The organism is Mycobacterium sp. TY815 (assembly GCF_030755135.1).
Lineage (GTDB): Bacteria > Actinomycetota > Actinomycetes > Mycobacteriales > Mycobacteriaceae > Mycobacterium.
Map to the genome: position 1 here is coordinate 3802124 of NZ_JAUFRX010000001.1, position 22586 is coordinate 3824709.

A 22586-nucleotide genomic window follows, 5' to 3' on the forward strand; every position below is an offset into this window, starting at 1 on the left:
CCGCCTCCGAGTGGTCATGATGATTCACATGGCTGATCAACACTCCAACCCCGACGTCGTGGTTGTAGGCGCCGGCTTCGCCGGCCTGTACGCCGCCTACCGTCTTCGGCTCGCGGGTCTGTCGATGCGGATATTCGAGGCGGGCGACGACATCGGGGGCACCTGGTACTGGAACCGCTATCCCGGCGCACGGGTCGACATTCCCAGCGTCGATTACATGTTCAGCTTCGATGCGGACTGGGCGCGCGACTGGCAATGGTCGGAGAAGTACGCCACCCAACCCGAGATTCTGCGTTATCTGAACCACGTCGCGGACAAGCACGATCTGCGTCGCGACATCCAGTTCGGCACGCGCGTCACCCATGCGCACTGGGACGACGACTCGTCCAGCTACCGGGTGCGCACCGATCAGGGTGAGGAAGTCACCTGCCGCTACCTGGTGATGGCGACGGGCTGTCTGTCGGTACCGAAGGATCTCGACATCGACGGCGTCGAAAACTTCACCGGTGAGACGTATTTCACCAGTCGCTGGCCCCATGAGCCCGTCGACTTCACCGGTAAGCGCGTCGGTGTCGTCGGGACCGGTTCGTCGGGCATTCAGTCGATTCCGCTGATCGCCGCGCAGGCATCAGAGTTGGTGGTCTTTCAACGCACGCCGTGCTTCTCGATTCCCGCCCAGAACGGCCCCGTTTCGCCGGATAAGCTCGCGGAGATGGCCGACGAATCGGCCTACCGGCAGGCGGCGAAATACTCCTTCGGCGGGGTGCCGGTGGAGCGCACCATCACCCCAGCATTCTCGGTGTCCGCCGAGGAACGTCAGGAGCGCTACGAACGCGCCTGGCAGCGTGGTGAACTGCTGGAAGTACTCAACCTCTACGCCGACGTGATGAGTAACCCGTTGGCCAACAAAGACTTTGCCGACTTCATTCACGGCAAGATCCGCGGTATCATGCGGGATCCGCAGACAGCCGAGACGCTATGCCCCAAGACGTATCCGGTCGGCGCCAAGCGGCTGTGCCTGGACACCAACTACTACGCCACCTTCAACCTGCCGCACGTTCGGCTGGTGAATCTGCAGGATCAGCCGTTGGTGGGCGTGACCCGCGACGGAATCGATACGGTCGGTGAGTCTTTCGAGTTCGACGCGATTGTCTTCGCCACCGGCTTCGACGCGATCACGGGCGCTGTGGCGGCCATCGACATCGTGGGCCGCGACGGACTTGCACTCAAGGAGAAGTGGTCACACGGCCCGAACACCTACCTGGGCCTGATGACCGAGGGATTCCCCAATCTGTTCCTCATCGCGGGCCCGCAGAGCCCCTCGGTGCTGTCGAACATGGCGGTGTCCATCGAGCAGCACGTGGATTTCGTCGCCGACGCTTTGACGTATCTGCGCGACCACGGCTTCGACCGGATCGAGCCCACCAAGCTCGCCGAAGCAGGGTGGATGCAGCACGTCGACGACGCCGCATCCATAACCCTTTTCCCGCAGGCCAATTCGTGGTACGTCGGGGCGAACATACCGGGCAAGCCACGGACGTTCATGGCCTACGCCGCCGGCGTCGACTTCTACCGGGTGGCGTGTGACGAGGTGGTCGCCGGCGACTACCTGGGCTTCGCGCTGTCCGGACCTGGCGGTGCGCAGTGCAACGACGGCGTGGTGCGTCGCCTGCAACCCGACGTGCAGATGGTCCTCGAGCAGATGGCGCTGCTGGAGTTGCCGCCACTGGAGTCGATGCCGGCCGAGCAGGCGCGCGCCTTCATGAACGAGATGAACCTGGCCCGGCCACCGGGCCCGGACGTCGGCGAAGTCGTCGACGGAACGCTGCCCGGGGCCGCCGGACCGCTGGCCTCCCGTCTGTACCGACCTGCCAGCCCGGGCCCGCATCCCGTCGTCGTGTACTTCCACGGCGGCGGTTGGGTTCTCGGCGACCACGCCTCCGACGACCCGTTGTGCCGGGACCTGTGTGTACGCACCGATGCGCTGATCGTGTCGGTGGACTACCGGCACGCACCGGAGCACCGCTTCCCGGCCGCGCTCGAGGACGGCTGGGCGGCAGCGCGGTGGGTTGCCGAGCACGCGCAGGAACTCGGCGGTATCCCCGGTCGACTCGCGGTGTGCGGTTGGAGCGCCGGGGCTGGCATCGCCACGGTGGTGTGCCGGCTGGCCAGGGACACCGGCTGGCCGGCGATAGTCGGCCAGGCGCTGATCACGCCGGTCGTCGATTCCGATCTGAGTCGCGCCTCCTACACCGAGAACGCCGACGGCTACGGCCTCACCGCCGCGTTGATGCGGTGGTTCTTCGATTACTACGCCGACCCGGACCTGCGCGAGGACCCGCGAATCGCGCCGCTACGCACCCCCGACCTGTCCGGCCTGCCGCCGGCGCTCGTCGTCACAGCGGAGTTCGACCCATTACGGGACGAGGGCGACGCGTACGCGGAAGCGCTTGCCGCAGCCGGTGTTTCGACACAGCACATGCGGGCGCGCGGGCACACGCACCTGTCGCTGTCGATGGTCGACGTGGTCGTCTCCGGCGCCCCGATCCGGGCCCAGATCGCCGACGCCCTACGCGGGTTCTTCGCGACCGACGCCGCGAAGAGCGCGGCGTTGGTCCAGGGTTGACCGGATACGACTCGGACATCCTGGCCGACGGCCTCGACGTCATCTTCTGCGGCATCAACCCTGCTGTCACCGCGGTTGCCGACGGTCACAACTTCTCCAGCCGCAGCAACAGGTTCTGGCCGGTGCTGCACCTCGCCGGGTTCACCGACGAGCGGCTACGCCCGCAGGAGGAGCGCCGCCTACTCGAATATGGTTGTGGCATAACAGCTGTGGTCAGCCGGGCGACCAGACGAGCAGACGACATATCACGCGCGGAGTTCCGGCAGGCGCGTCCGGAATTCGAGGCGAAGATGCGCCGCTGCGCACCGCGGGTCATCGCGTTCCTGGGCAAGCGGGCCGTGTCGGCAATGACCGGCACATCCGTCGTCGACTGGGGCCGTTACCCCGGCCAAGTCGCGGGCACGACGGCCTGGATCCTGCCGAATCCCAGCGGGCTCAATCGGACTTTCAGCCTGGACGCCTTGGTCGCTGCCTACGCGGAGCTCCGGCAGGCGCTGGTCTGATCAGCCCGCGCCCGCCGCGATCACCTGGTCCACCTCGAGCGCCCGTTCGGCCATCTCGGCGTGCGCCTTGTCCAGCGCCTCGGCCTGATCTTCGTCGGCTTTCATCAGCGCCTCGATGTCGAAGGACGACATCTCGTGAACGCCCATGTCGCGGAAGGCTTTCTGCACCTTGTCGCCCCACAGTCCGATGTCCTTCACGATCGGCACGATGCGGCTGAACAGGTGTGAGCGGAACTGGATCATCAGCGGTGACTTGTCGACCCACTCGGCGCACTCTTGGACGTTCATGCCGAGGGTCTCGAACACCTCCTCGCCGCGGAAGCGGTCGCGCATCAGATAACAGGCGTCCACGACGAACTCCTCGCGCTCGTCCCGCTCGGCGTCGGTCAGTGCGGAGTAGTAGTCCTTGAGCGAGATTCGGCCGAACGCGACGTGCCGGGCCTCGTCCTGCATGACGTAGGCCAGCACCTGCTTGGCCAGCGAGTCCGGCGCCGCCATGTCACGCAGCACACCGAAGGCGGCCAGTGCGAGCCCTTCAATGAGCACCTGCATACCCAGGTAAGGCATGTCCCAGCGCGAGTCGCGCAGGGTGTCGTCCAACAGCGCGGTCAGGTTCTTGTTGATCGGGTAGACCAGGCCGATCTTTTCCTGGAGGAATCGCGAGAACGCCTCGACGTGCCGGGCCTCGTCCATGGTCTGGGTGGCCGCGTAAAACTTGGCGTCCAAGTCCGGCACGACCTCGACGATCTTGGCCGCGCACACCATCGCCCCCTGCTCGCCGTGCAGGAACTGTGAGAACTGCCAGGCCTGGAAGTGCTGGCGCATCTCGGCGCGACGCGCCTCGTCGGCGGCGTCCCACATCGGGCTGCCGAACAACGGATTGAACTCGTCGGGCAACCCGATCGGGTTGTGCGGGTCCACGTCCTGGCCCCAGTCGATGCGCAACTGCGCATCCCACTGCTTGTCTTTGCCCTTTTGGTAGAGCGAGAGCAGCCGGGCGCGGCCCTCGTCGTACTCCCAGGTGAAGCGTGCATCGCCGGCACTGGGGACCGCCCACGAGTAGGGCGTGGGCACGTCGGTGTACATGTCCCGTGTGGTCATGTGCTGCCACCTCTCTCCGCGGTATGACCAGTGGTCATATGACCTGTATCACAGGGTGCCTCGCGTCAGGCAGCACGTCAAGCAATTGATCTTTCTGCGGATCAGACGTTCGCGCAGATGACTTTGGGAGGGTTGCCAAGCTCCGCCCACTCGGCGCCCGGCGGCCCTGATAGCCGGCCACGGTCAGCTCTTTCCGCCGCCGGAGCCACCGCTGGAGCTGCTGCCGCCGATGGAGCTGCTGCCGCCACCGCCCAGCGAACCACCACCAAACGAGCCACCACCAAAACCGCCGCCAAACGAACCGCCGCCCAACGAGCCGCCGCCCAACGAGCCGCCGCCGCCCAACGAGCCGCCGCCCAGCGAGCCACCGCCAAGCGAGCCACCACCCAACGAGCCGCCGCCCAACGAGCCACCACCGCCGCCCAGGGAGCCACTGTCACCACCCGGTGCGCCACCGCCGGTAAGCGAACCACCGCCGGTGACAGACGCGCCGGCTCCGGGGATCCCGGCACTTCCGCCGCCGGTGATGCCGGGGATCCCGGCACTGCCCCCGCCAGTGGTCAGAGGCTCCTGTGCCGGAACGCTCAGTGAGCCTGGCAACTGGGGCGCCGCCGGCGGCACGTCCTGCCCCGGTACGCCAAGGCCAGGTGACGCGGGAACCGGCGGCGTTTCCAGACCCGGGAGACCGGGGACCGCCGGAGCATCAGGTGCTGGAACATTCACGGGCAGTTGAGGTTCGGGGACGCGAACCGGCGGCGGAGCCACCGGAACAGGCCTGGGCGGCTGCGATACCGGAACATATGTCGGCGGCTGGGTCACCGGAACCGGCGTTGGCGCCTGGGTCACCGGAACCGTCGTCGGGGCCTGGGTCACCGGAACCGTCGGCTGCGTCACCGGAACCGTCGTCGGGGCCTGGGTCACCGGAACCGTCGGCTGCGTCACCGGAACCGTCGTCGGCGGCTGCGTCACCGGAACCGTCGGCTGCGTCACCGGAACCGTCGTCGGAGACTGCGTCACGGGAACCGTCGTGGGGGGCTGCGACGTCACCGGAACCGTTGTGGGGGGTGGCGATGTCACCGGAACCGTGGTCGGCAGTTGGCGCGGAGGCACGGTCGGGGCCGTACTGGGCGGCTGCACCACCGGCAACGGCAGCAGTATCGGGTAGTTGGGGTAATCGACGTCCGGCGTCCGGGGCGGCACGGGATTCGGCATCAGAACGGGCAACGCAAGAAGTGCGGGCGCCACCCCTGGCGATTCTGCGGGCACCACCGCAGGAGGCGAGGGCAAGAGAGCGTCAGTGGAAGGCAGCTGCGCCGTCGGACCCGAGGGGCGCATCGCCGTCGGTCGTGGAGCCGCCGCGACGGCCGCCGGCGCCAATGGCACCAGCGGCGCCTGCACGAGGCGATTCTGGCCCGGAATGTGCTGCAGACCCACCGCTGCCGGCCGGATACCGAGCGCCAACGAAACTTCCAGCGCCACAACAGCACTGATCACGGCCACCGCTCCGACGCTGCCCATCATCACGATCGGCCTGCGTTGCGGCAACGTCTCGTCCAGACCGTCTTCGTCGGCGGTCCCCAGCACCGTCGTCGGCGCGTCCGCCTCGTCATCGGGTGCGACGCTATAGGCGATGCGCTCCAACGTCACCGCATCAGGGTCCGCCTCCACTGCATCGGGGACCCGCGCGTAGGCGAAGGAGTCGGTGGCCAAGGCGTAGAGCGATGTGTCGACAGAGGCCAGAGCGGCGCCCCGGGCCAGCGCGGTCTCCGGCTCTTCGGGCACGATCACCGCAAGCGGCGTCGCCGTCTCGAGTTTCAGTTTGATCAGCCCGATATCCACACCCGAACCGATGAGGAAGATGCCATCCGGCCGGCTATCGAGTGTCTCGGACCACGCGATCAACTCGGTCGGTGTGGTGATGGCGCCGACGCCGTGCAGCGGTTCGCTCCGGATGTCGGCGATCGCCGCTTGATCGGTGTCGATCACGCCCAGGGTCGCACTGTCGGATTCGACGAACAGCACCGCCATGTGCTCACTGTTGATCGCCTGCGCGACCGCTTGAGCCAGGGTCGTCGCGGCGACGAACGGCGGGGTGAGGGTGACGTTGTCGAGGTCGCACACGGCCAGCGCATCGTCCAGCGCGCGAGCGTCTGACTCGTCCGTCCAGGTCACGCCGACCGATGCCACCCGGTTGCCGGACGCAGCCGCGGCTTCGTAGGCATCCAAGATCGCCGCCACCACATGGTCGGTTGCTGAGCCGACACTCACGTCCACCGCGAGCTCACGCTCCTCGATGGTGACGCCATCGGCGTTTTGCCCTTCGACCAGCACCATACGAACGGTTGCAGGTGTCATCGATAGCCCGATTACGATGTCCACTTTTTCTCCAAATGCGTTAGCCGGCGAGTCCCGGTCCCAGTCGTGTCAACCGCGACACTCGCAGATCAAAAATATCACCGCATCGGATTCATCGCCGTACCCAGAAGTTAGGTTTTAGCTGAGAATTCAGGCGCTAAAGCCGGCCGGCCACAAAGCCGGCAGCCTGATCGACCAGCCCGGAGTCTATGTAGGACGGCTGCAGATGCGACGGCCAATTCGTCCCTCTGCCACAGATGGGGTCGCCTTGCGCGCACTGGTCGATCGTCCTTCCCGCGAAGGCCGGTGACAGTCCACGGGTGCCGTTGCCGAACAACGCGACCGCCGCGACATGCTGGTCCACGCCCGGCGGCAAGGGGTTGGTGAACCCGAACAGCGGCCGCCCGCCGGTCACCAGGTCGGCCACCTCGGCTCCGAGCGAGTAGCCACCGAGTACCAGTCGGGTGTTGGGACAGTCTCTGGCCATGGATTGGACGTGGGCACTCATATCGTTGGCGCCGCTGCCGGTGGTGATGTTGGCCGGATAGTTCACCCCGTAGACGCCGACCGACAAGCGCGTCTTGCCCCGCAACGAATTGACCAGCGCATCGCCGACAGCACCGACGCCGGGAGGCTCCTCGCGGCCGCGGGCGAAAACCACCTCGACGTCCGGGCAGGCCGCCGATGCAGTTGCCTGCAACGGCGCCGGGGCGATGGTCAATCCGAAACCCAGCAGGATGGCGGTCACCAGGCCGAGGGCAGCATGCGCGCCTGGCGTTGTCGCGACAAGCCTCATGACGCGATGCTACGGATCTGGCCGACTATGCGTCGAACCGCTCGGGACAGCGGCCGTGTTAGATCTCCTGCATGGGCGAACGTGTGACGTTCCAAAGTTCGACGGGGCCGAACCTGGCGGGAATCATCGATGTGCCGGAGGGCGAGGTGCGTGGCTGGGGAGTATTCGCGCACGGCTTCACTCTCGGCAAGGAGTCGCCTGCCGCCGCCCGGATCTGCAAGCAGCTGGCCGCCGACGGGATCGGCATGCTGCGCTTCGATGCGCTGGGTCTCAGTGGCTCAGAAGGAGATTGGGGCGACGGGTCGTTCACCGTCAAGGTCGACGACATCGTCAAGGCGTGCGAGTTCATGGCCGAGCGCGGAACGCCGGCCGACGTTCTGGTCGGTCATTCGTGGGGCGGCGCCGCCGCACTCGCCGCCGCCCGGCAATCGCCGGGGGTGCGGGCGGTCGTCACGGTCGCCGCGCCCATCGACCCGAGTCACGTCGAAAAGCATTACGACGCAGTGGTTGACCGCTGCCTGTCCGAGGGCAGTGCCGAGTGGATGGTCGGCGGGCGAACGCTGACCCTGAAGCGGGCATTCGTCGAGGACGTCCGCGCGGCGCATCTGCACGACAAGATCAAGGGTCTGCGGTTGCCGCTGTTGATCCTGCACTCTCCCACCGACAACACGGTCGGCATCGCAAACGCCACCGAGATCTTCCGCTTGGCGCGCCACCCGCGCAGCTTCGTCTCGCTGGAAGGCTCCGACCACCTGCTCACCGCGCGGGGTCAGGCTCGCCGGGCCGCCCGCATCATCGGCGCGTGGGCCGACGCGTACCTCGACGACGGCTAAAACTTGACTCGCCCTGTCACTTAGTGACACATTGGTGCTGTCACTAAGTGACAGGGGGTGGAGGACATGGCGCACGGCGAGGCCCGGCTACAGGTATCGCGCCACGCCTGCGAATTGTTCTGGCAGCACGGGGTGTCAGGGACGACCGGTGACGACATCGCCGCCGCCGCAGGACTTTCCACCCGGACGATCTGGAGGTACTTCCGGTCGAAGGAGAGCTGCGTCGAACCAGTACTCGCCAAGACGACGCACCGATTCATCGCAGTACTGGACCGGTGGCCGCCTGAGCTGTCGCTGGGCGAACACATGGCCGCCGACGCGATCGCTCACCCGTTCACCGAACAGGACATCGCCGACGAGGTGAGTGCGATGCGAATCGCCAGCATGACGGCGGCCGAACCGGCACTGCGTACGGCTTACCTGATGGTCCACGACGAACTCGAACGAGGCTTCATCCCTGTCATCGCCAAGAGACTGCGGATGCATCCCGAGGATCTCACGGTCCGGCTGTGCGCAGCGGCGGTGACGGGTGCGCTACGGGTGATCGACGAGGACGTGAGCACCGCAGTCGTAGCTCGGGGCGAAGTGATCAGCCCGCAGCAGACGCTCACTCTCATCGACCGGGCGATTCTCGACGCGACCAACGGGCGCATCGGTGGAACGACGCTCGATTAGCTCGAAATTCCCTGCAAGGCAACACAAGGAGTCGCCACATGGCACTGCCCGAACCGATCTCCGTCGAGGACTTTTTTCGCCCTCCCGTCCGCGCCGGAGCGACCATCTCGCCGGACGGAACCCGGATGGCCTACCTCGCCCCGTGGCGCAACCGACTGAACGTGTGGGTGCAACCGGTGGACGAAGGCGAGCCGGCTCGCTGCGTCACCGCTGACGAAACCCGTTCCGTACTGAGCTACGAATGGACCGACAACCCCCGCTGGCTGCTGTATCTGCAGGACCGTGGCGGAGACGAGAATTGGCACGTCTTCCGGGTCGACCTGGACGATCCCGAAGCCGCGGCCGTGGACCTCACGCCCTTCGATGGCACCAAGGCGATCTTGGAGAACCCGGGCGGACTGTCCGGCAAGGCCATCGTGCATCTGAACAAGCGCAACATCGCCCTGCTGGACGTCTACGAACTCGACATCGCCACAGGCGAACTCACCCTGCTCGCCGAGAATCCCGGGCAGGTCGCGGGATGGCTCACCGGCCGCAACGGCGCCCTCTTCGCCATGGCACTCACCGCGGCCGGTGATGTGGAAGTTCACCAATGGGACGCCGTATCGGGGTCGCTGCGGCGGATCGCGACCTATGACGGCGCCGACTACACTCTGGGCGTCTTTCCGATGGTGGCCACCCCTGACGGAACAGGACTCTGGATAGGGTCCAACGCGGGCACTGACCGCACGCGACTGGTCCGGCTTGACGTAGCCACCGGCACCGAAACCGCCGTCGACAGCCACCCGACGTATGACCTGGACTCCCGGGGCCTGGTCCTGCCTCTCGTCCCGCAACCACTGATCCAACACCGACGTACCGGCGAGCTTCTCGGCGCACGGTATCTGGGTGCGCGACAGGTCATCAGGCCGCTCGACCCACTGTTCGCCGAGGTCCTGACGAGCCTGCAGACGCTGTCCGAGGGTGAGATCGGGGCGCTGTCGTCGGACGAGAGCGGACTGCGGTGGATCGTCAGCTTCAACCACGACCGCGACCCTGGACGGACCTACTTCTATGACCATGCCACCGGCCGAAGCAGGCTGCTGTTTCGGCCCTTCCCGCACCTCGACCCTGAGCAGTTGGCGCCGATGACACCCGTGACGATCCGGTCGCGCGACGGACTGGACCTGCCTTCGTACCTGACGCTGCCCATCGGAGTGGAACCGAAGGGACTTCCGCTGGTGCTGCTCGTGCACGGCGGGCCGTGGGCCCGGGACTGGTGGCGGTTCGACCCGGAGGTGCAACTCCTCGCCAATCGCGGATATGCGGTGCTGCAAGTCAACTTCCGCGGCTCAACGGGATTCGGCAAGGCATTCGTCAAGGCCGCGGTCGGGGAGTTCGCGGGCAAGATGCATGACGACCTGATCGATGCGGTGAACTGGGCCGTCGCGGAAGGTTACGCGGACCCCGCCCGGGTCGCCATCTTCGGCGGCTCCTACGGCGGATACGCCGCCCTGGTCGGCGTCACCTTCACCCCGGACGTCTTCGCGGCAGCCATCGACTATGTCGGTATCTCCAGCCTGGCCAACTTCATGCGCACACTTCCGCCGAGCGCTCGGCCTCATCTGGCCAACAACTGGCACCTGTTTGTCGGCAACCCGGAAGATCCGGTGCAGGAGGCGGACATGTTGGAGCGCTCGCCGATCACCAAGGTCGAACGAATCAGGACGCCGTTGCTGGTTGCGCAGGGCGCCAACGACGTTCGCGTTGTGCAGGCCGAGTCCGACAATCTGGTGGAGGCGCTGCGGGCGCGCGGGGTCGAAGTGGAGTACCTGGTCAAAGAGGACGAGGGCCACGGTTTTCTCAACCCGGAGAACCTCATCGACTTGTACGAGGCCGTTGACCGGTTCCTCGAACAGCACCTGGGCGGTCGGGCTTAAGCCCGCGGTTTCAGCAACGCAGCGAGTTCCTCGCGGCTCGACACACCGGTCTTGGTCATCGCCCGGTAGATGTGGCCTTCGACAGTGCGTACCGACAGGGTCAGGCGCTCGGCCACCAACCGGCTGGGCAGGCCCTCCCCGAGCAGCATGACGATCTCCCGCTCACGCGAGGTGAACGGCACCGGCACGCTGGCCTGTCGAAGCGCCGGGGTGCGGGCGCCGCCGCACCGCTCGGCAAGTGCGTCGGCGCGCGTCGAGCAACTCAGCGCCGACCCCCGTAAGTCTTTGTGGCGAAACACAATCGCAGCGTGCGCGGCAGCGTCCAGCGCGGCGATGAGATCGCCCATAGCTTCGAATTCCTCTGATACCGAGGACAACTCGGACCCGTCACCTGCCGCCAGCGCAGCGGCGAGGCGAGCGGCCGCGGCGACGCGCGGACCTTGCACCGTCGACTCCAGTTCGCGCAGCCGCGCCGCCGTCGACCCCTCGCCGAATTGCGCAGCGGTCTGCAGGCACAGCACCTCCGCAGCGAATTGACCGTTGGCAGCTGCTTGTTCGGCCGCGCGGACCGCGATCTCGACCGCTTCACTCAGGGCGCCCTGGCAGGCGCAGACCCACGCTCGCGCCAGGTCAGCCTCGTAGTCGACGAATCTCCAGCTTCGATGACGCTCGGCTTCCACGGCACTCAGTGCGGCCGACGCTTCGCCGGCCAGACCGCACATGGCCAGTGTGACGGTGAGGGGAATCAGATAGCGATAGCGAAAACCGTTGGAGTCGCCGCTGAAAAGCTCGACGACGGTCTGCAAGAGGCGACGTGCTTCATCCAGGCGGCCGGATGCCGCGGCGGCCCGGCCCACGATCGCGGCACCCAGCAGCTGGGCCACGCCCGGAACGTTTACGGTCTGCTCACGCTCGTGTTCGGCCAAGGCAGTGGCCTGCGACAGGTGACCGCTGAGCAGGCGGGCCCCGAGATGACGGTCGGCGATGATGAGCCTCATGTGGGCAGCGGTGGCGGTGCGCTGCACGCACGCATAACCCACTTCGGCTATCCGGTCCGCCTCGCCGGCGTGGCCCGCATCCCCGTGTGCGACCACCAGCGCCCACGCCGCGGCCGAACTGATGATGCCGGGCAGGCGCTCCAAGTCGACGCCATCGCCCTGCGCTATCGCCTTGTCGGGCTGCGCCATCGACGCCCAGTAGACGGTCAGATAGGCATCGCTCCAGCTACGGGTCAACGCCGTACCCAGGTGTGCGGCTTCCTCGAACAGCTGGCGGGCGCCGTCCGGATCGGCCAGCCCCCACAGCTTGTTGAAGCCCCGATGGCCGAGCAGGTACACGCGATCCTCTTCCGCGAGACCGTCGGTCGGTGTCGCGGCCACCGCGGCATCGGCCTCCGCACCGCGTCCCTGCCACGCCAGGGCGAAGGAGCGGATGTTGTAGGCCGCCACGCCACAACCGGCGCGAATTGCGGCTGCCGCCAACCGATCCGCCAGCGGAGCATCGGCCAGGAACATCGCCCCTTCCGCGGCTCGCAGAAGTAGTTCCGCGTCCGGCGCGAGATCGGAGTCGACGCTCAACACGGCGCGCCGCACCACCGTTCGCACCTCGTCACGGTCGTCAGACGCGGCCAGCTCCGTAGCGACCCGGCCCCGCAGCCGTCGCAGCCGGGTAGCTGCGGCCCGCGAGCGACGCAGTTCGCCGTACAGCGGATGAGCGAGCCGGACTTCCACACCCCCGTCGACCGGACCGATCGCGATCAATCCCCGCACGTCGGCCTCCTCGATGGCCGCCGCATCCACTAACCGCGACAGGGACTTCAGCTCCAGTGGCTCCCCCACCGCCAGCGTGTCCACCACATCGCCAACGGCACCGGGCAATGCACCCATGCGTGACTCGATCAACTCGGCCAGACTCGGCGGCACCACCGGGTCGCCCGTCCATCGCCAGTAGCCACCGTGTTGCGCCAATCGTCGGTCGGCCAGTTCCGTCTCGACGATGTTGCGCAGATAGAGCACGTTGCCGCGGGTCAGCTTCCAAAGGCGTTGTGAGACATCCGGATCCACGGGACCGTTCAATGCCGCCGATAACAGCCTGGCCGTCTCGTCGGCCGACAGCGGCTGCAGATCGAGTCGTTCGAACTCGGATCCCCACACCTCCTGCAGCGCGGCAGGCACCGGCTCACCGCTGCGGATCGTCAGCACCAGTTTGGCCGACCGGCGCGCGACGATCTGTTGTAGCACGAACACCGACAAGTCATCGAGCAGGTGCGCGTCGTCGACGACGATGACCACCGCAGCGCGTTCCGGTGTCGCCGTCAGCGCCTCGATCATGTCGCGGACGAGGTGCACCAACTGCCCGTCGCCCGGCTCGGGCAGCCGCGCCCAGGCAGCGAAGGCCCCCAACGGAAGCGATCGCGCCGACGCGCTGGCGACCGCCCGCCGGGTGACGCACCCACGAAGCCCGGTGAGTGCGTCACCGGCGAGCCGACTCTTTCCGACGCCGGGCGCACCGCAGACCAGGACCCCCGGGGTGCGCGGATCGGAAATCGCGGACTGGATGACCGCGACCTCCTGTGCCCGGCCGGTCAGCGGCCACCTCAGACGCACCCGGTTAGCCTAGGAGAGTCGGCACCTGCGCACAGCGGAACAGCCGACATGCCCTACAGCTCACCTGATCGACTCCCCGAAGTCGGCACCCTGTTGCAGGGAATAACGCATTTCACACACGGCTGCGAACGGCGACTTCGGCGTAAATGGGTGCGGCGGCCACCACCGTGAACGGCGTTGCCAACGGGAAGTCATCGCCTATCGACTCGATTCGCGCCGCACGAATGATCGTGGCCAGTGCCAGGGTCGCCTCGAGCATCGCGAAGTGGTCGCCGATGCACGAGCGCGGTCCACCGCCGAACGGCAGATATTGCCAACGGCTGCGGCCCTTGGAGCGTTCGGGCAGGAACCGATCGGGGTCGAATGTCAGCGGATCGTCCCACAATTGCGGATCGCGGTGCAGGGCATAGAAGTCGACCACCGCGACGGTGCCGGCCTCGATCCGGTAACCGTCGACGGCCAGGTCTGTGTTGAGCCGCCGCGGTGTTCCCGCGGCAGGCGGGCAGAGCCGCAACGCCTCGTGGAGCACCCGCACGGTGTAGCCGAGCTGGGGCACGTCTTCGGGACGCAGCGGCCGGTGCCCCAGCGCCGTCACTTCGGCGAGGACCTGCTCTTGGAGGTCCGGATGGTGACCCAGCGCCCATAACGCGTAGGTCAGGGTGGTGGAGGTGGTGTCGTGCCCGGCGAGCATGAACAGCACCAGCTCATGGCAGATCTCGGCGTCGCAGAGTCGGCGCCCGGTGGCCGGATCGGTCGCGGCAACCAGCGCGCGTACCAGTGGTGCATCGAGCGCAGGATCGGCACGAACGGCGCCGAGGATCTCGGCGGCGAGCCGGTGCAGGTAGGCGTTGGCGGCGCGCGCCCGCCGCTGACCAGCGGTGGGCAACCAGTGCGGCAGATTGACCGGCCTCGCTGCGCGGTCGGCAGCCCACCCGAGTGCGTCGCGCAACGCCGGGCCGATGGCGTCGGCCCGGTCGTCGAGATCCAGGCCCAGCACCGAGCGCCCGAGCGCCCGCAACGTCAGTACCCGGCACTCGGCGTCCAGGTCGATCGTCTTGGCGTCGGCCCAGCGGTCGACCACCGACTGTGCTGCCGCTGCCATGTGCCCGGCGTAGCGTGCCACGTGGTGTTTGGTGAACATCGGCTGCAGGGTGCGGCGCCGCGGCAACCAGCGCTGGTGGGGCAGGTTCAACAGGTTGCCGCCCATCAGCCGGTACATCTGCAGCATGGCGGGCGTGGGACCCCGGTCGGCGATCTCGTCGGTGCGGCCCAGCACGTCGCGGGCGCCCTGGGGTGAGGCGATCACCACTATGGTCGGGACCAGCCATCGGGGTCCCAACGCGATTCGGGTCACAGGCCCGCCCGCGTCGATGAGTTGCTGGATACCGTCGATGTAGGAGCGCACCGCCTGCATCTGCTTTCGGTAGGGCAACGGATTCTTCGGGGCCGGCGGCAAGGCCGCGAGGTCCGCGTGTTCGATAGCCAGGGTCATGTGGGCTCCTTTACTTCTGCAGCGCAACAAGTTTCGCTTCGGCGACCCGATAGAAACCGTCGAGGAAGGCGTTCTCGACGCCGACGTACTCGCAGATCACCTCTGGCGCCACGCCGGCGTCGCGCAGCCGCAGCGCCAACGAGTACGGCAACGGCAACCTGCGTAGTGCCCGCTCACGCTCGGTGAGTTCCTCGGCCATCGGCCCAGCGTGCGCCGGTGGCGGCGGCCCGGATTGAGTAGGCCGGTACCTAACTTGAACGGCACCCTGTACTGCGTTTCAAGAATCCGCCAAGGCGCCTGCTGAACGCTCTGCACCATGAACCCGATTGACCTTCTCTTCGTGGCCATTGCCTGCGGGGCCTTCGCCTGGTCGATGGCGCGGTATGCGCCCAAAGCCGTGCCGGGAATCGGCCTGGCCGCACAGGGCGTGCTCGGCGTGTACACCGGGCTGATGGTGCGCGACATCTCGTTCGCCGCACTGGGCTCGCACTGGCCGATCGTCGTCGCGGTCGCCGTCAGCACCCTGGTCCTCAGCGTCGCGGGCGGTGCGTTACTCGGCCTGCACCGCGACATCACGCCGCTGACCGGCGGCCTCGCGCTGGTGGCCGGAGGCTCAGCCGGACTGGTCGCCATCGCCCGCGAACTCGGCGGAGACGACCGGGTCGTCGCGGCAGTCCAATATCTGCGCGTTGCCCTGATCACCGCCGCCATGCCCGTCGTCGCCACGGCGTTCTACCACAGCACTCCGTCCCACGCCGCCCAGGTCAACGAGAGCGGTTCTCTGCCTTGGTATGTCACGCTTCCGCTGATCGCCTCGATCGTGCTGGTCGGCGCGGTGGCCGGTCGCCGGTTGCGGTTGCCCGGCGGTGGGCTGATCGGCCCGATGGTGATCACCATCGGCCTGGAGTTCGCCGGCCTGGCCAAGGGACTCGCGGTTCCGACGCTGTTGTTCCAGGCCGGAATCGTGTTGATCGTGCTGCAGACGGTGCTGGCGCTGGACCGGGAGTCGCTGCGGGCGATTCGCCGGATCCTGCCCGGCGCGTTCGCCCTGATCATGGTCCTGAATGTCGCCGCGGCCGGCCTCGGCGTGGTGCTCGCCCACTCGGCCGGCCTGAGCATGCTCGACGGGTACCTGGCCACCAGCCCCGGTGGGGTCTACGCGGTGCTCGGCACCGCCGCAGGTTCGGGCTCCAACGTGACGTTCGTGATGGCGTCCCAGGTCATTCGGGTGGTGCTGATGTTGGTCGCCGCACCGTTCGTGGCCAAGATGTTCATCCGCTTCACGCCGCACCGCGCCCCCGCGGCCCGGGTGCGCCCCGAACTGGTCCCCGTCACCGCTTGATCAGGGCGTCGGTGAGCGCCCCGGTGATGAAGGTGCGCGCCGGGACGTCGCACCCGATAGCCGAGGACCCCGCCGCGCAGGTCGAGTTGGCAAGAGCGGAAGCAGAACTCCGTTCCGCGCGAGCACTTGTCCTCGACGAAGCCGGCGCCCTATGCGATACGGCATGCGCCGGTGACCGACAACCACGCGACGCTGCACAACCGCCGCAGCTTCGTCGATGCACCCGAGGCCGACGCGCGACGCTGCCTGGTCCGCCTCTGGCTGGCCGGCGAGCCGCGCAACTGACAGCAGCGGACCTTTAGAAAGCCCCAAGGCCGGCGCGACAGACTCCTGCCATCAAGGGGAAAGGCGAGGGACATGTTGAGGCACTTGGCCACCTTTACCGTGCGGCGCCCGAAGGCGGTGCTGGCGGCGGTCCTGGTTCTGCTCGGCATCAGCGTCGTGCTCGGCGGCTCGGTGTCCGACAAGCTGGGGACGGGCGGTAACACCGACCCGGCCGCGGAATCGTCGCAGGCCGAGGAGTTCCTGGACCAGCATTTCGGCACCACTTCGAACCTGGTCATCCAGCTGCTTCCGCACGAGGGCACCGTCGAGGCGCCCGATGTGGCACCGTTACGGGACCGCGTGCTGCGGCTCATCGCCTCCGAACCCAAGGCAAAGGTCACCAGGGCCTTCGGTGACGAGGGCGCCGGCGATCTGCGCAGCAAGGACGGCCGCTCCGGTCTGATCCTGGTGCACGTCGGCGGAACCGCGGACGAGGCCGCGGACACGGCCAAGCGGATCATCGCCCACCTGCCCACCGACCCGAACATCACCGTGCGCGCCGGCGGTGCGCTGGGCGTGCAGCAGGAGATCCGGGACAAGGTCAAGCACGACCTCAAGACGAGCGAAAGCATCGCCGTGCCCATCTCGCTCGCGGTGCTGGTGGTCGTGTTCGGCGGTCTCATCGCCGCGGCGCTGCCGGTGGTGGTCGGCGTCGTCTCGATCGTCTCGACCCTGTCGGTCCTGCTGCTCATGACGACGATCACCGACGTGTCCGTGCACGCCCTGACGGTCACCACCGCGTTCGGGCTCGGGTTATCGATCGACTTCGGCCTGCTGATGGTGTCCCGGTTCCGGGAGGAAAGTGCCAATGGCAAGGGGCACCATCAGGCCATCATCGCCACCGTCAACACCGCCGGCCGGACCATCCTGTTCAGTGCGGCGACGGTGACGCTGGCGATGACCAGCCTGCTGGTGTTCCCCACCTACTTCCTGCGGTCGGTCGGGCTGGCCGCCACCGCCACCGTCCTGCTGTCGGCGTTCAGCGCGATTGTGGTGCTGCCGGCGCTGCTGACCCTGCTCGGCAAGCGCGTCGACTCGCTGGCCGTCATCCGCCGCAAGGTGCCGCTGTCGGCCGACTCGCTGTTCTGGCGGCGTTTCGCCGAGGTCGTCACCCGGCGCCCGCTGCTGTACGCGTTGCCGGTGGTCGCGGCGTTGCTCGCGCTGGGAGTCCCCTTCCTGCACGCCCAGTACGCCACCCCCGACGAGCGCGCCCTGCCCACCGAATCCAGTGCCCGTCTGGTGGCCGAATCGCTGCAGCACGACTTCACCCTGGATCCCTCCCAGGCGATCACGCTGGTCACCCGCAACGACGCCGACGTGCTCGCCAAGCTTGCCGCCGACGTCTCGGGCATGGACGGTGTCGTCCTGGTCAACGGCCCCATCGGCCGGTACGAGCACGGCCAGCCGGTGGGACCGACGCCGCCCGCATCCGGAGCCGGCTACGCGTTCGTCTACCTGTCGGTACAGGCCGACTCGGACACGGCCCAGCACCTGGTGCGCGACATCCGCGCGAAGATCAGCGGCCACCAGGTCGAGGTCGGCGGTCCGACCGCCACCCTGATCGACAGCCGCGCCGCGATCGCCGACCGGCTCCCCCTGGCCATCGGCTTGATTGCCGTCGCCACCTTCATCCTGCTGTTCCTGTTCACGGGCAGCGTGGTGGTGCCGGTGAAGGCGCTGCTGCTGAACCTGCTGGTGCTCAGCGCGGTGCTGGGTGTCCTGGTCTGGGTCTTCCAGGACGGCCACCTGGCGGGGCTGCTGGGATTCACACCGGCGCCGCTGAACCCGTCGATGGTGGTCCTGCTCTGCGCCATCGCCTTCAGCTTGTCCGTGGACTACGAGATCTTCCTGCTCAGCCGGATCAAGGAGGCCCGCGACTCGGGCTTGTCGAACGACGCGTCGACCGTCATCGGGCTGGGCCGGGTGGGCCGGATCGTGACCAGCGCCGCGCTGCTGCTGACCATCACCCTGATCTCGTTCGCCAACGGACTGTCGTTCATGAAGATGTTCGGCATCGGCACGGCGCTGGCCGTCGTCATCGACGCGACGATCATCCGCGGCGTCGTCGTGCCGGCATTCCTGCGGGTTGCCGGTGACCTGAATTGGTGGGCGCCGCGGCCGCTGCGCTGGTTGCACTCTCGCATCGGCATCAGCGAAACCCCGGCCCCAGAGGACACTCCGGCGCACGTCCCAGGGGACACCCCGGCGCAGGCCCCGGAAGCCGTAGCAGCGGCGCCCGCCGAAGACCTCGCCGTCGCGGCCGCGCTCCAAGCGGCCGGGGAACACGTCGCGGCCGGGCCGTCGACCGTGCCATCGACTGAGGTCGAGGTCATCCCCGGTGCGCACTTGGTGGCCAACGTCAACGGCACCGTCATCGTGGTGGCCCACCGCGAGCGGACGGCGCTCACCGAGAACTCCGTCGCCGCGCAGCAATTGGCGGCCCTCTCCGAGATGGTACGGCGGACCGACCCGGAGAAGCTGGTCAGCGCCTTCGCCAAGCTCTCCCGCCAGCCCTGGACCCACACCCTGGTCGACGTCGGCATCGTCACGCCCACGTCGGCCGGCCTGGAAATCCTGCTCTGCGGCAGCATCACCGTCGTGCTCGACGAAGGCGACGACCGGACGCTGCTGCACGGCCGCGGTCGTCTGGTGCACTACTCGGTGCCGATGCCCGCGGTGGCCGCCGTCATCGCCGTCGACGGATTGGGGCAGCGCTCGCGCGCGGGTGTCCAGCCGAACGGTGTGTACCGGATCGCCGACGGCACGGTGCCGGGCGACGGAGCCATCCTGCGTCCGACGCAGGCCGGGTATGCGCCGTCCGTGGCTTCGCCGCAGCCCAAGCGGTGGGTCGTCCTTGAAGACGGTTCCCGTTTCGAGATCGACCGCGACTGCGTCATCGGCCGTGACCCACACGGGTCGGCCGCCGCGCAGCGCGGGCTGCGCCCGGTGACGCTGGAGGATCCGGCCGGCCTGTTGTCCCGGGCCCACGTGGAGGTCTGCACACTCGGCGGCGAGGTCATCGTCGTCGACCGCGGCTCCACCAACGGCGTGTACGTCCGCGAGCCGGGGCAGCCCGGGTGGACCCGGATCACCCCGTGGGAACAGGTGATATGGCGGCCCGACTCCTACATCCAGATCGGTGGCCGGATCCTTCGGCTACACGACGGAACCGTCCCGGTTTCCGGGCGTGGACCGCGCGTCGCGATGCATCATCACGTGTCGCGGGAGCCGCTTCCCGGCCGCGCGTCCGCAGCGGTCTCCCGGAAGGGTTAGCATGGTCTAGGTCAATCGGGCTTGGATCACGCGACGCTACGCTCGACGGGGGAGTCGAGTCGAAAGTTGCCCTAATGCCTGAGAACAAGAATGAATCCGATACTTTGAAGCCATATTTCGAGGACGTCCAAGCGCACTACGACCTCTCCGACGAGTTCTTCAAGATCTTCCTGGACCCGACGCGCACCTACAGTTGCGCATATTTCGAGCGCGACGACATGTCGCTCGAAGAGGCGCAGATCGCCAAGGTGGACCTCTCACTCGGCAAGCTCGGATTAGAACCCGGCATGACGCTGCTGGACATCGGTTGCGGCTGGGGTACGACGATCATCCGCGCGCTCGAGCAGTACGACGTGAACGTGATTGGCCTGACGTTGAGCCGCAACCAGCAAGCGCACACCCAGCGACGGCTCGACGAGCATCCCAGTCCGCGCAGCAAGCGCGTGCTGCTGCAGGGCTGGGAACAGTTCGACGAAAAAGTGGACCGGATCGTATCCATCGGCGCCTTCGAGCATTTCGGGCGTGACCGCTACACCGACTTCTTCGCGATGGCCTATGAGGCGCTTCCCGCCGACGGTGTGATGCTGCTGCACACCATCATCCAGCCCAGCGAGGAGGAGTTCGCCGAACGCGGGCTGCCGATCACCATGACCAAGCTGCGGTTCATGAAGTTCATCATGGACGAAATCTTCCCGGGCGGAGACCTCCCCGCCGCCAAGACCGTCCAGGAGCACGCCGAGCGAGCGGGCTTCTCGCTCAACCGGTTGCAGCAGCTGCGCCCGCACTACGCCCGTACCCTCGACATCTGGGCCAGCGCGCTGGAAGCCAACCGCGACGAGGCCATCGCCGTTCAGTCGCAAGAGGTTTACGACCGGTACATGAAGTACCTGACCGGGTGCGCCGACCTGTTCCGCGAGGGTTACACCGACGTCGCGCAGTTCACCCTGGCCAAAGGCTGACCCCGGTCATTCGTTGCGGATGCAGTCGTAGGTGAGCGGGACGTCAGCGCCGAGGTTGACAACTTCGAACTCCTCCACGCCGATGTTGTTGAAAGACTGTGCCGTGATGCCCAATTCGGACCACTTCTTACTGCTCGTCCGATCGTCGGCGAAAGTGAGCGGCACCTGACCGCCGTCGGCGAGCAGCATGCCGTACTTCTTGAGCGCGGCGATCACCACCCGCTCGGAGGCGGAGAAGTGTGACTCGTCGAAACCGGCGCGCAACCGGAACCGCACGCCGTAGGGCGGCGCATTCGGGTCGGTGCTGGCCGGCCCGCCTGCATGGGTAGCAGGCCGGACGTAGACGCCGGCCTTCATCCGGTCATTGGGGAGAATGAAGCGGATCGCGTGATTTATTGCGCCGGAAGCGACTTCGTCGGCAGTGGGGGTCATGGCCGCGATCGGGAAACCCGCCGCGTCCGCACTGGTGCACTGGTCGCCGCGCAGGGTATCGGGATAGTCCCTGGTGAGGTCCCAGGTGAAAAAGCCTTGCGCCGTAAGGTCTTCCCCGGACCGGCCACCGTGGTAGATCTCATAGAGCGTGTGCCGGCCCCGGTCGACGACCAGCAGATGGCAGTCTTCCTGGCCTTGAGTGGCACCGCTGGTGTCACACGTGAGACTGGACGAACCTTCGAAGTAGGCGTTCGCCGGCACCGGCATCTCGGCGGGTACGGAGTCGCAATCCGGCCCGTCGTAGCAGTATTCGTCGGTGCCGACCACCTGCATCCGGCGCGCGTTACCGTCGGCGAAGAACACCGGGATGGAGAAATCCGCCTGCAGCCCTCCGGTTCCCCAGCCGCCCGCCGCGCTCAGCGCATGAATGATCGCATCCGAGCGGCCTGACTTTGCGGCGCCGGAGACATCGACGTTCCACGGCACCGCCGTGCTGAACAGCACCCCGGCCGGCACCGGCGTGTTGTGAGGTGCGGAGCCGGCACCGGGCGGCGCGTCCGAACTCGAGGTCGGTGGTTTCGAGTGGCAGCCGGCAACCAGAACGGTCGCCGAACACAGGATCGCCAGCGCCTTTGCCGGTCGCGCAAGGTACATCGTCTGACATTAGCGGCTCGCCTGGTCCGCCGAAACCGGTCGCGTTGCCCGGTACAGGGAGATGGACCCGGAAACAGTCCTGGTCGCCGACACTTCGGCGACATCGGCGAAACCGGCCCGCGCGATCAACCCCGGCAGGATTCCGTCCGCGTTGGGTTGGGTGTCCTGTTTGCCGTCGGCGAACTGCACGATCCGGAAACCCAGGCGCATCAGTGCATCGCGCTGTACCCCGAAGTCGGCGATCACGAGTTCGCCGCCGGGCCGCAGCAGTGCGAACATGGTGCCGATGATCGCCGTCTTCATCGGCACCGGGCATTGATGCAACACCAGGCTGGACACCACCTTGTCGGCGATGCCGGGTCCGATCCGCTCGACGGCCCGGTCACCCATGGCCTGCACGAAGTCGACCTCGACTCCGGCCCGGCGCACCTTCGCTTCTGCTATCGCCAGCACCTGGGGGTCGGGGTCCACCCCGACGACTCGGGCGTCCGGCTGCTGCTGCTTCATCCTTATCGCCAATGATCCTGTGCCACAGCCGATATCGACGACAGTGTCACGCGGCTTCAGTGCGAGCTGCGCGATGGCGGCGCATCGCCACCGGTCTTCGCGCGTGAGCAGCGCGATCACGGCGTCGTAGTACCTGGTGTACTTCGGGTTTCCCGCGGCGGGCGTAAACGACTGCGCTGACATGACACT

The 22586-nt window shown here is 67.3% G+C and carries 16 protein-coding genes and 1 pseudogene; 9 read left to right on the forward strand and 8 right to left on the reverse strand.

Annotation, left to right across the window (positions count from 1 at the left end; all coding sequences use genetic code 11):
• Positions 1-28: 28 nt before the first annotated feature.
• Together QXK92_RS16555 and mug are read left to right on the forward strand one after the other, a co-directional pair.
• Positions 29-2626: an FAD-dependent oxidoreductase gene (locus QXK92_RS16555; protein ID WP_306242938.1), complete on the forward strand. Its 2598-nt coding sequence runs from the start codon at positions 29-31 to the stop codon at positions 2624-2626.
• Complete coding sequence (gene mug, locus QXK92_RS16560; RefSeq protein WP_306242940.1) at positions 2623-3129, forward strand: G/U mismatch-specific DNA glycosylase; 507 nt, start codon at positions 2623-2625, stop codon at positions 3127-3129. Before QXK92_RS16555 ends, mug begins: the two co-directional genes overlap by 4 nt.
• On the opposite strand, the gene QXK92_RS16565 is transcribed toward mug, so the two are convergent.
• The 3 genes from QXK92_RS16565 to QXK92_RS16575 form a co-directional block, all read right to left on the reverse strand.
• The gene (locus tag QXK92_RS16565; protein ID WP_306242942.1) at positions 3130-4230 is read right to left on the reverse strand and encodes a ferritin-like domain-containing protein; all 1101 of its coding nucleotides are present in this window, start codon (positions 4228-4230) and stop codon (positions 3130-3132) included.
• A gap of 183 nt (positions 4231-4413) precedes the next feature.
• Positions 4414-6585, reverse strand: coding sequence for a hypothetical protein (locus QXK92_RS16570; protein WP_306242944.1), 2172 nt, complete (start codon positions 6583-6585; stop codon positions 4414-4416).
• Between the two features lie 157 nt (positions 6586-6742).
• Positions 6743-7381, reverse strand: coding sequence for a cutinase family protein (locus QXK92_RS16575; protein WP_306242946.1), 639 nt, complete (start codon positions 7379-7381; stop codon positions 6743-6745).
• A 71-nt stretch (positions 7382-7452) separates the two neighbouring features.
• Between QXK92_RS16575 and QXK92_RS16580 the strand changes: the two genes are divergently transcribed.
• The 3 genes from QXK92_RS16580 (at position 7453) to QXK92_RS16590 (ending at position 10808) form a co-directional block, all read left to right on the forward strand.
• Positions 7453-8214: a S9 family peptidase gene (locus QXK92_RS16580; RefSeq protein ID WP_306242948.1), complete on the forward strand. Its 762-nt coding sequence runs from the start codon at positions 7453-7455 to the stop codon at positions 8212-8214.
• 66 nt (positions 8215-8280) lie between these two features.
• Positions 8281-8889 carry a TetR/AcrR family transcriptional regulator gene (locus QXK92_RS16585; protein WP_306242950.1) on the forward strand — a complete coding sequence of 203 codons (609 nt, stop codon included), beginning with the start codon at positions 8281-8283 and terminating at the stop codon, positions 8887-8889.
• A gap of 38 nt (positions 8890-8927) precedes the next feature.
• The gene (locus QXK92_RS16590; protein ID WP_306242952.1) at positions 8928-10808 is read left to right on the forward strand and encodes a S9 family peptidase; all 1881 of its coding nucleotides are present in this window, start codon (positions 8928-8930) and stop codon (positions 10806-10808) included.
• On the opposite strand, the gene QXK92_RS16595 is transcribed toward QXK92_RS16590, so the two are convergent.
• The 3 genes from QXK92_RS16595 to QXK92_RS16605 all read right to left on the reverse strand — a co-directional run bounded on the left by QXK92_RS16595 (position 10805) and on the right by QXK92_RS16605 (position 15105).
• The gene (locus QXK92_RS16595) at positions 10805-13414 is read right to left on the reverse strand and encodes a LuxR family transcriptional regulator (RefSeq protein ID WP_306242954.1); all 2610 of its coding nucleotides are present in this window, start codon (positions 13412-13414) and stop codon (positions 10805-10807) included. The two genes, QXK92_RS16590 and QXK92_RS16595, sit on opposite strands and share 4 nt — an antisense overlap.
• A gap of 112 nt (positions 13415-13526) precedes the next feature.
• On the reverse strand, positions 13527-14906 hold the full coding sequence (locus tag QXK92_RS16600; RefSeq protein ID WP_306242956.1) for a cytochrome P450: 1380 nt from the start codon (positions 14904-14906) through the stop codon (positions 13527-13529).
• A gap of 10 nt (positions 14907-14916) precedes the next feature.
• On the reverse strand, positions 14917-15105 hold the full coding sequence (locus QXK92_RS16605) for a hypothetical protein (protein ID WP_306242958.1): 189 nt from the start codon (positions 15103-15105) through the stop codon (positions 14917-14919).
• 117 nt (positions 15106-15222) lie between these two features.
• Between QXK92_RS16605 and QXK92_RS16610 the strand changes: the two genes are divergently transcribed.
• The 4 genes and pseudogenes from QXK92_RS16610 to QXK92_RS16620 all read left to right on the forward strand — a co-directional run bounded on the left by QXK92_RS16610 (position 15223) and on the right by QXK92_RS16620 (position 20804).
• Complete coding sequence (locus tag QXK92_RS16610; RefSeq protein ID WP_306242960.1) at positions 15223-16248, forward strand: AbrB family transcriptional regulator; 1026 nt, start codon at positions 15223-15225, stop codon at positions 16246-16248.
• Positions 16249-16274: 26 nt separating this feature from the next.
• Positions 16275-16367 (forward strand): annotated as a pseudogene (locus QXK92_RS34115) (hypothetical protein); the annotation flags it as partial.
• 238 nt (positions 16368-16605) lie between these two features.
• Positions 16606-19845 (forward strand): MMPL family transporter, encoded by a 3240-nt coding sequence (locus QXK92_RS16615; RefSeq protein ID WP_306242962.1) that lies wholly within the window; start codon positions 16606-16608, stop codon positions 19843-19845.
• Between the two features lie 74 nt (positions 19846-19919).
• Entirely contained in the window at positions 19920-20804 is an 885-nt protein-coding gene (locus QXK92_RS16620; protein ID WP_306242963.1) for a cyclopropane mycolic acid synthase family methyltransferase, read from the forward strand.
• 6 nt (positions 20805-20810) lie between these two features.
• Here the strand turns inward: QXK92_RS16620 and QXK92_RS16625 are convergent, their stop codons facing one another.
• Both QXK92_RS16625 and QXK92_RS16630 read right to left on the reverse strand, forming a co-directional pair.
• Positions 20811-21890 carry a hypothetical protein gene (locus QXK92_RS16625; RefSeq protein ID WP_306242965.1) on the reverse strand — a complete coding sequence of 360 codons (1080 nt, stop codon included), beginning with the start codon at positions 21888-21890 and terminating at the stop codon, positions 20811-20813.
• A 9-nt stretch (positions 21891-21899) separates the two neighbouring features.
• Positions 21900-22580, reverse strand: coding sequence for a class I SAM-dependent methyltransferase (locus tag QXK92_RS16630; protein ID WP_306242967.1), 681 nt, complete (start codon positions 22578-22580; stop codon positions 21900-21902).
• Positions 22581-22586: the final 6 nt, after the last annotated feature.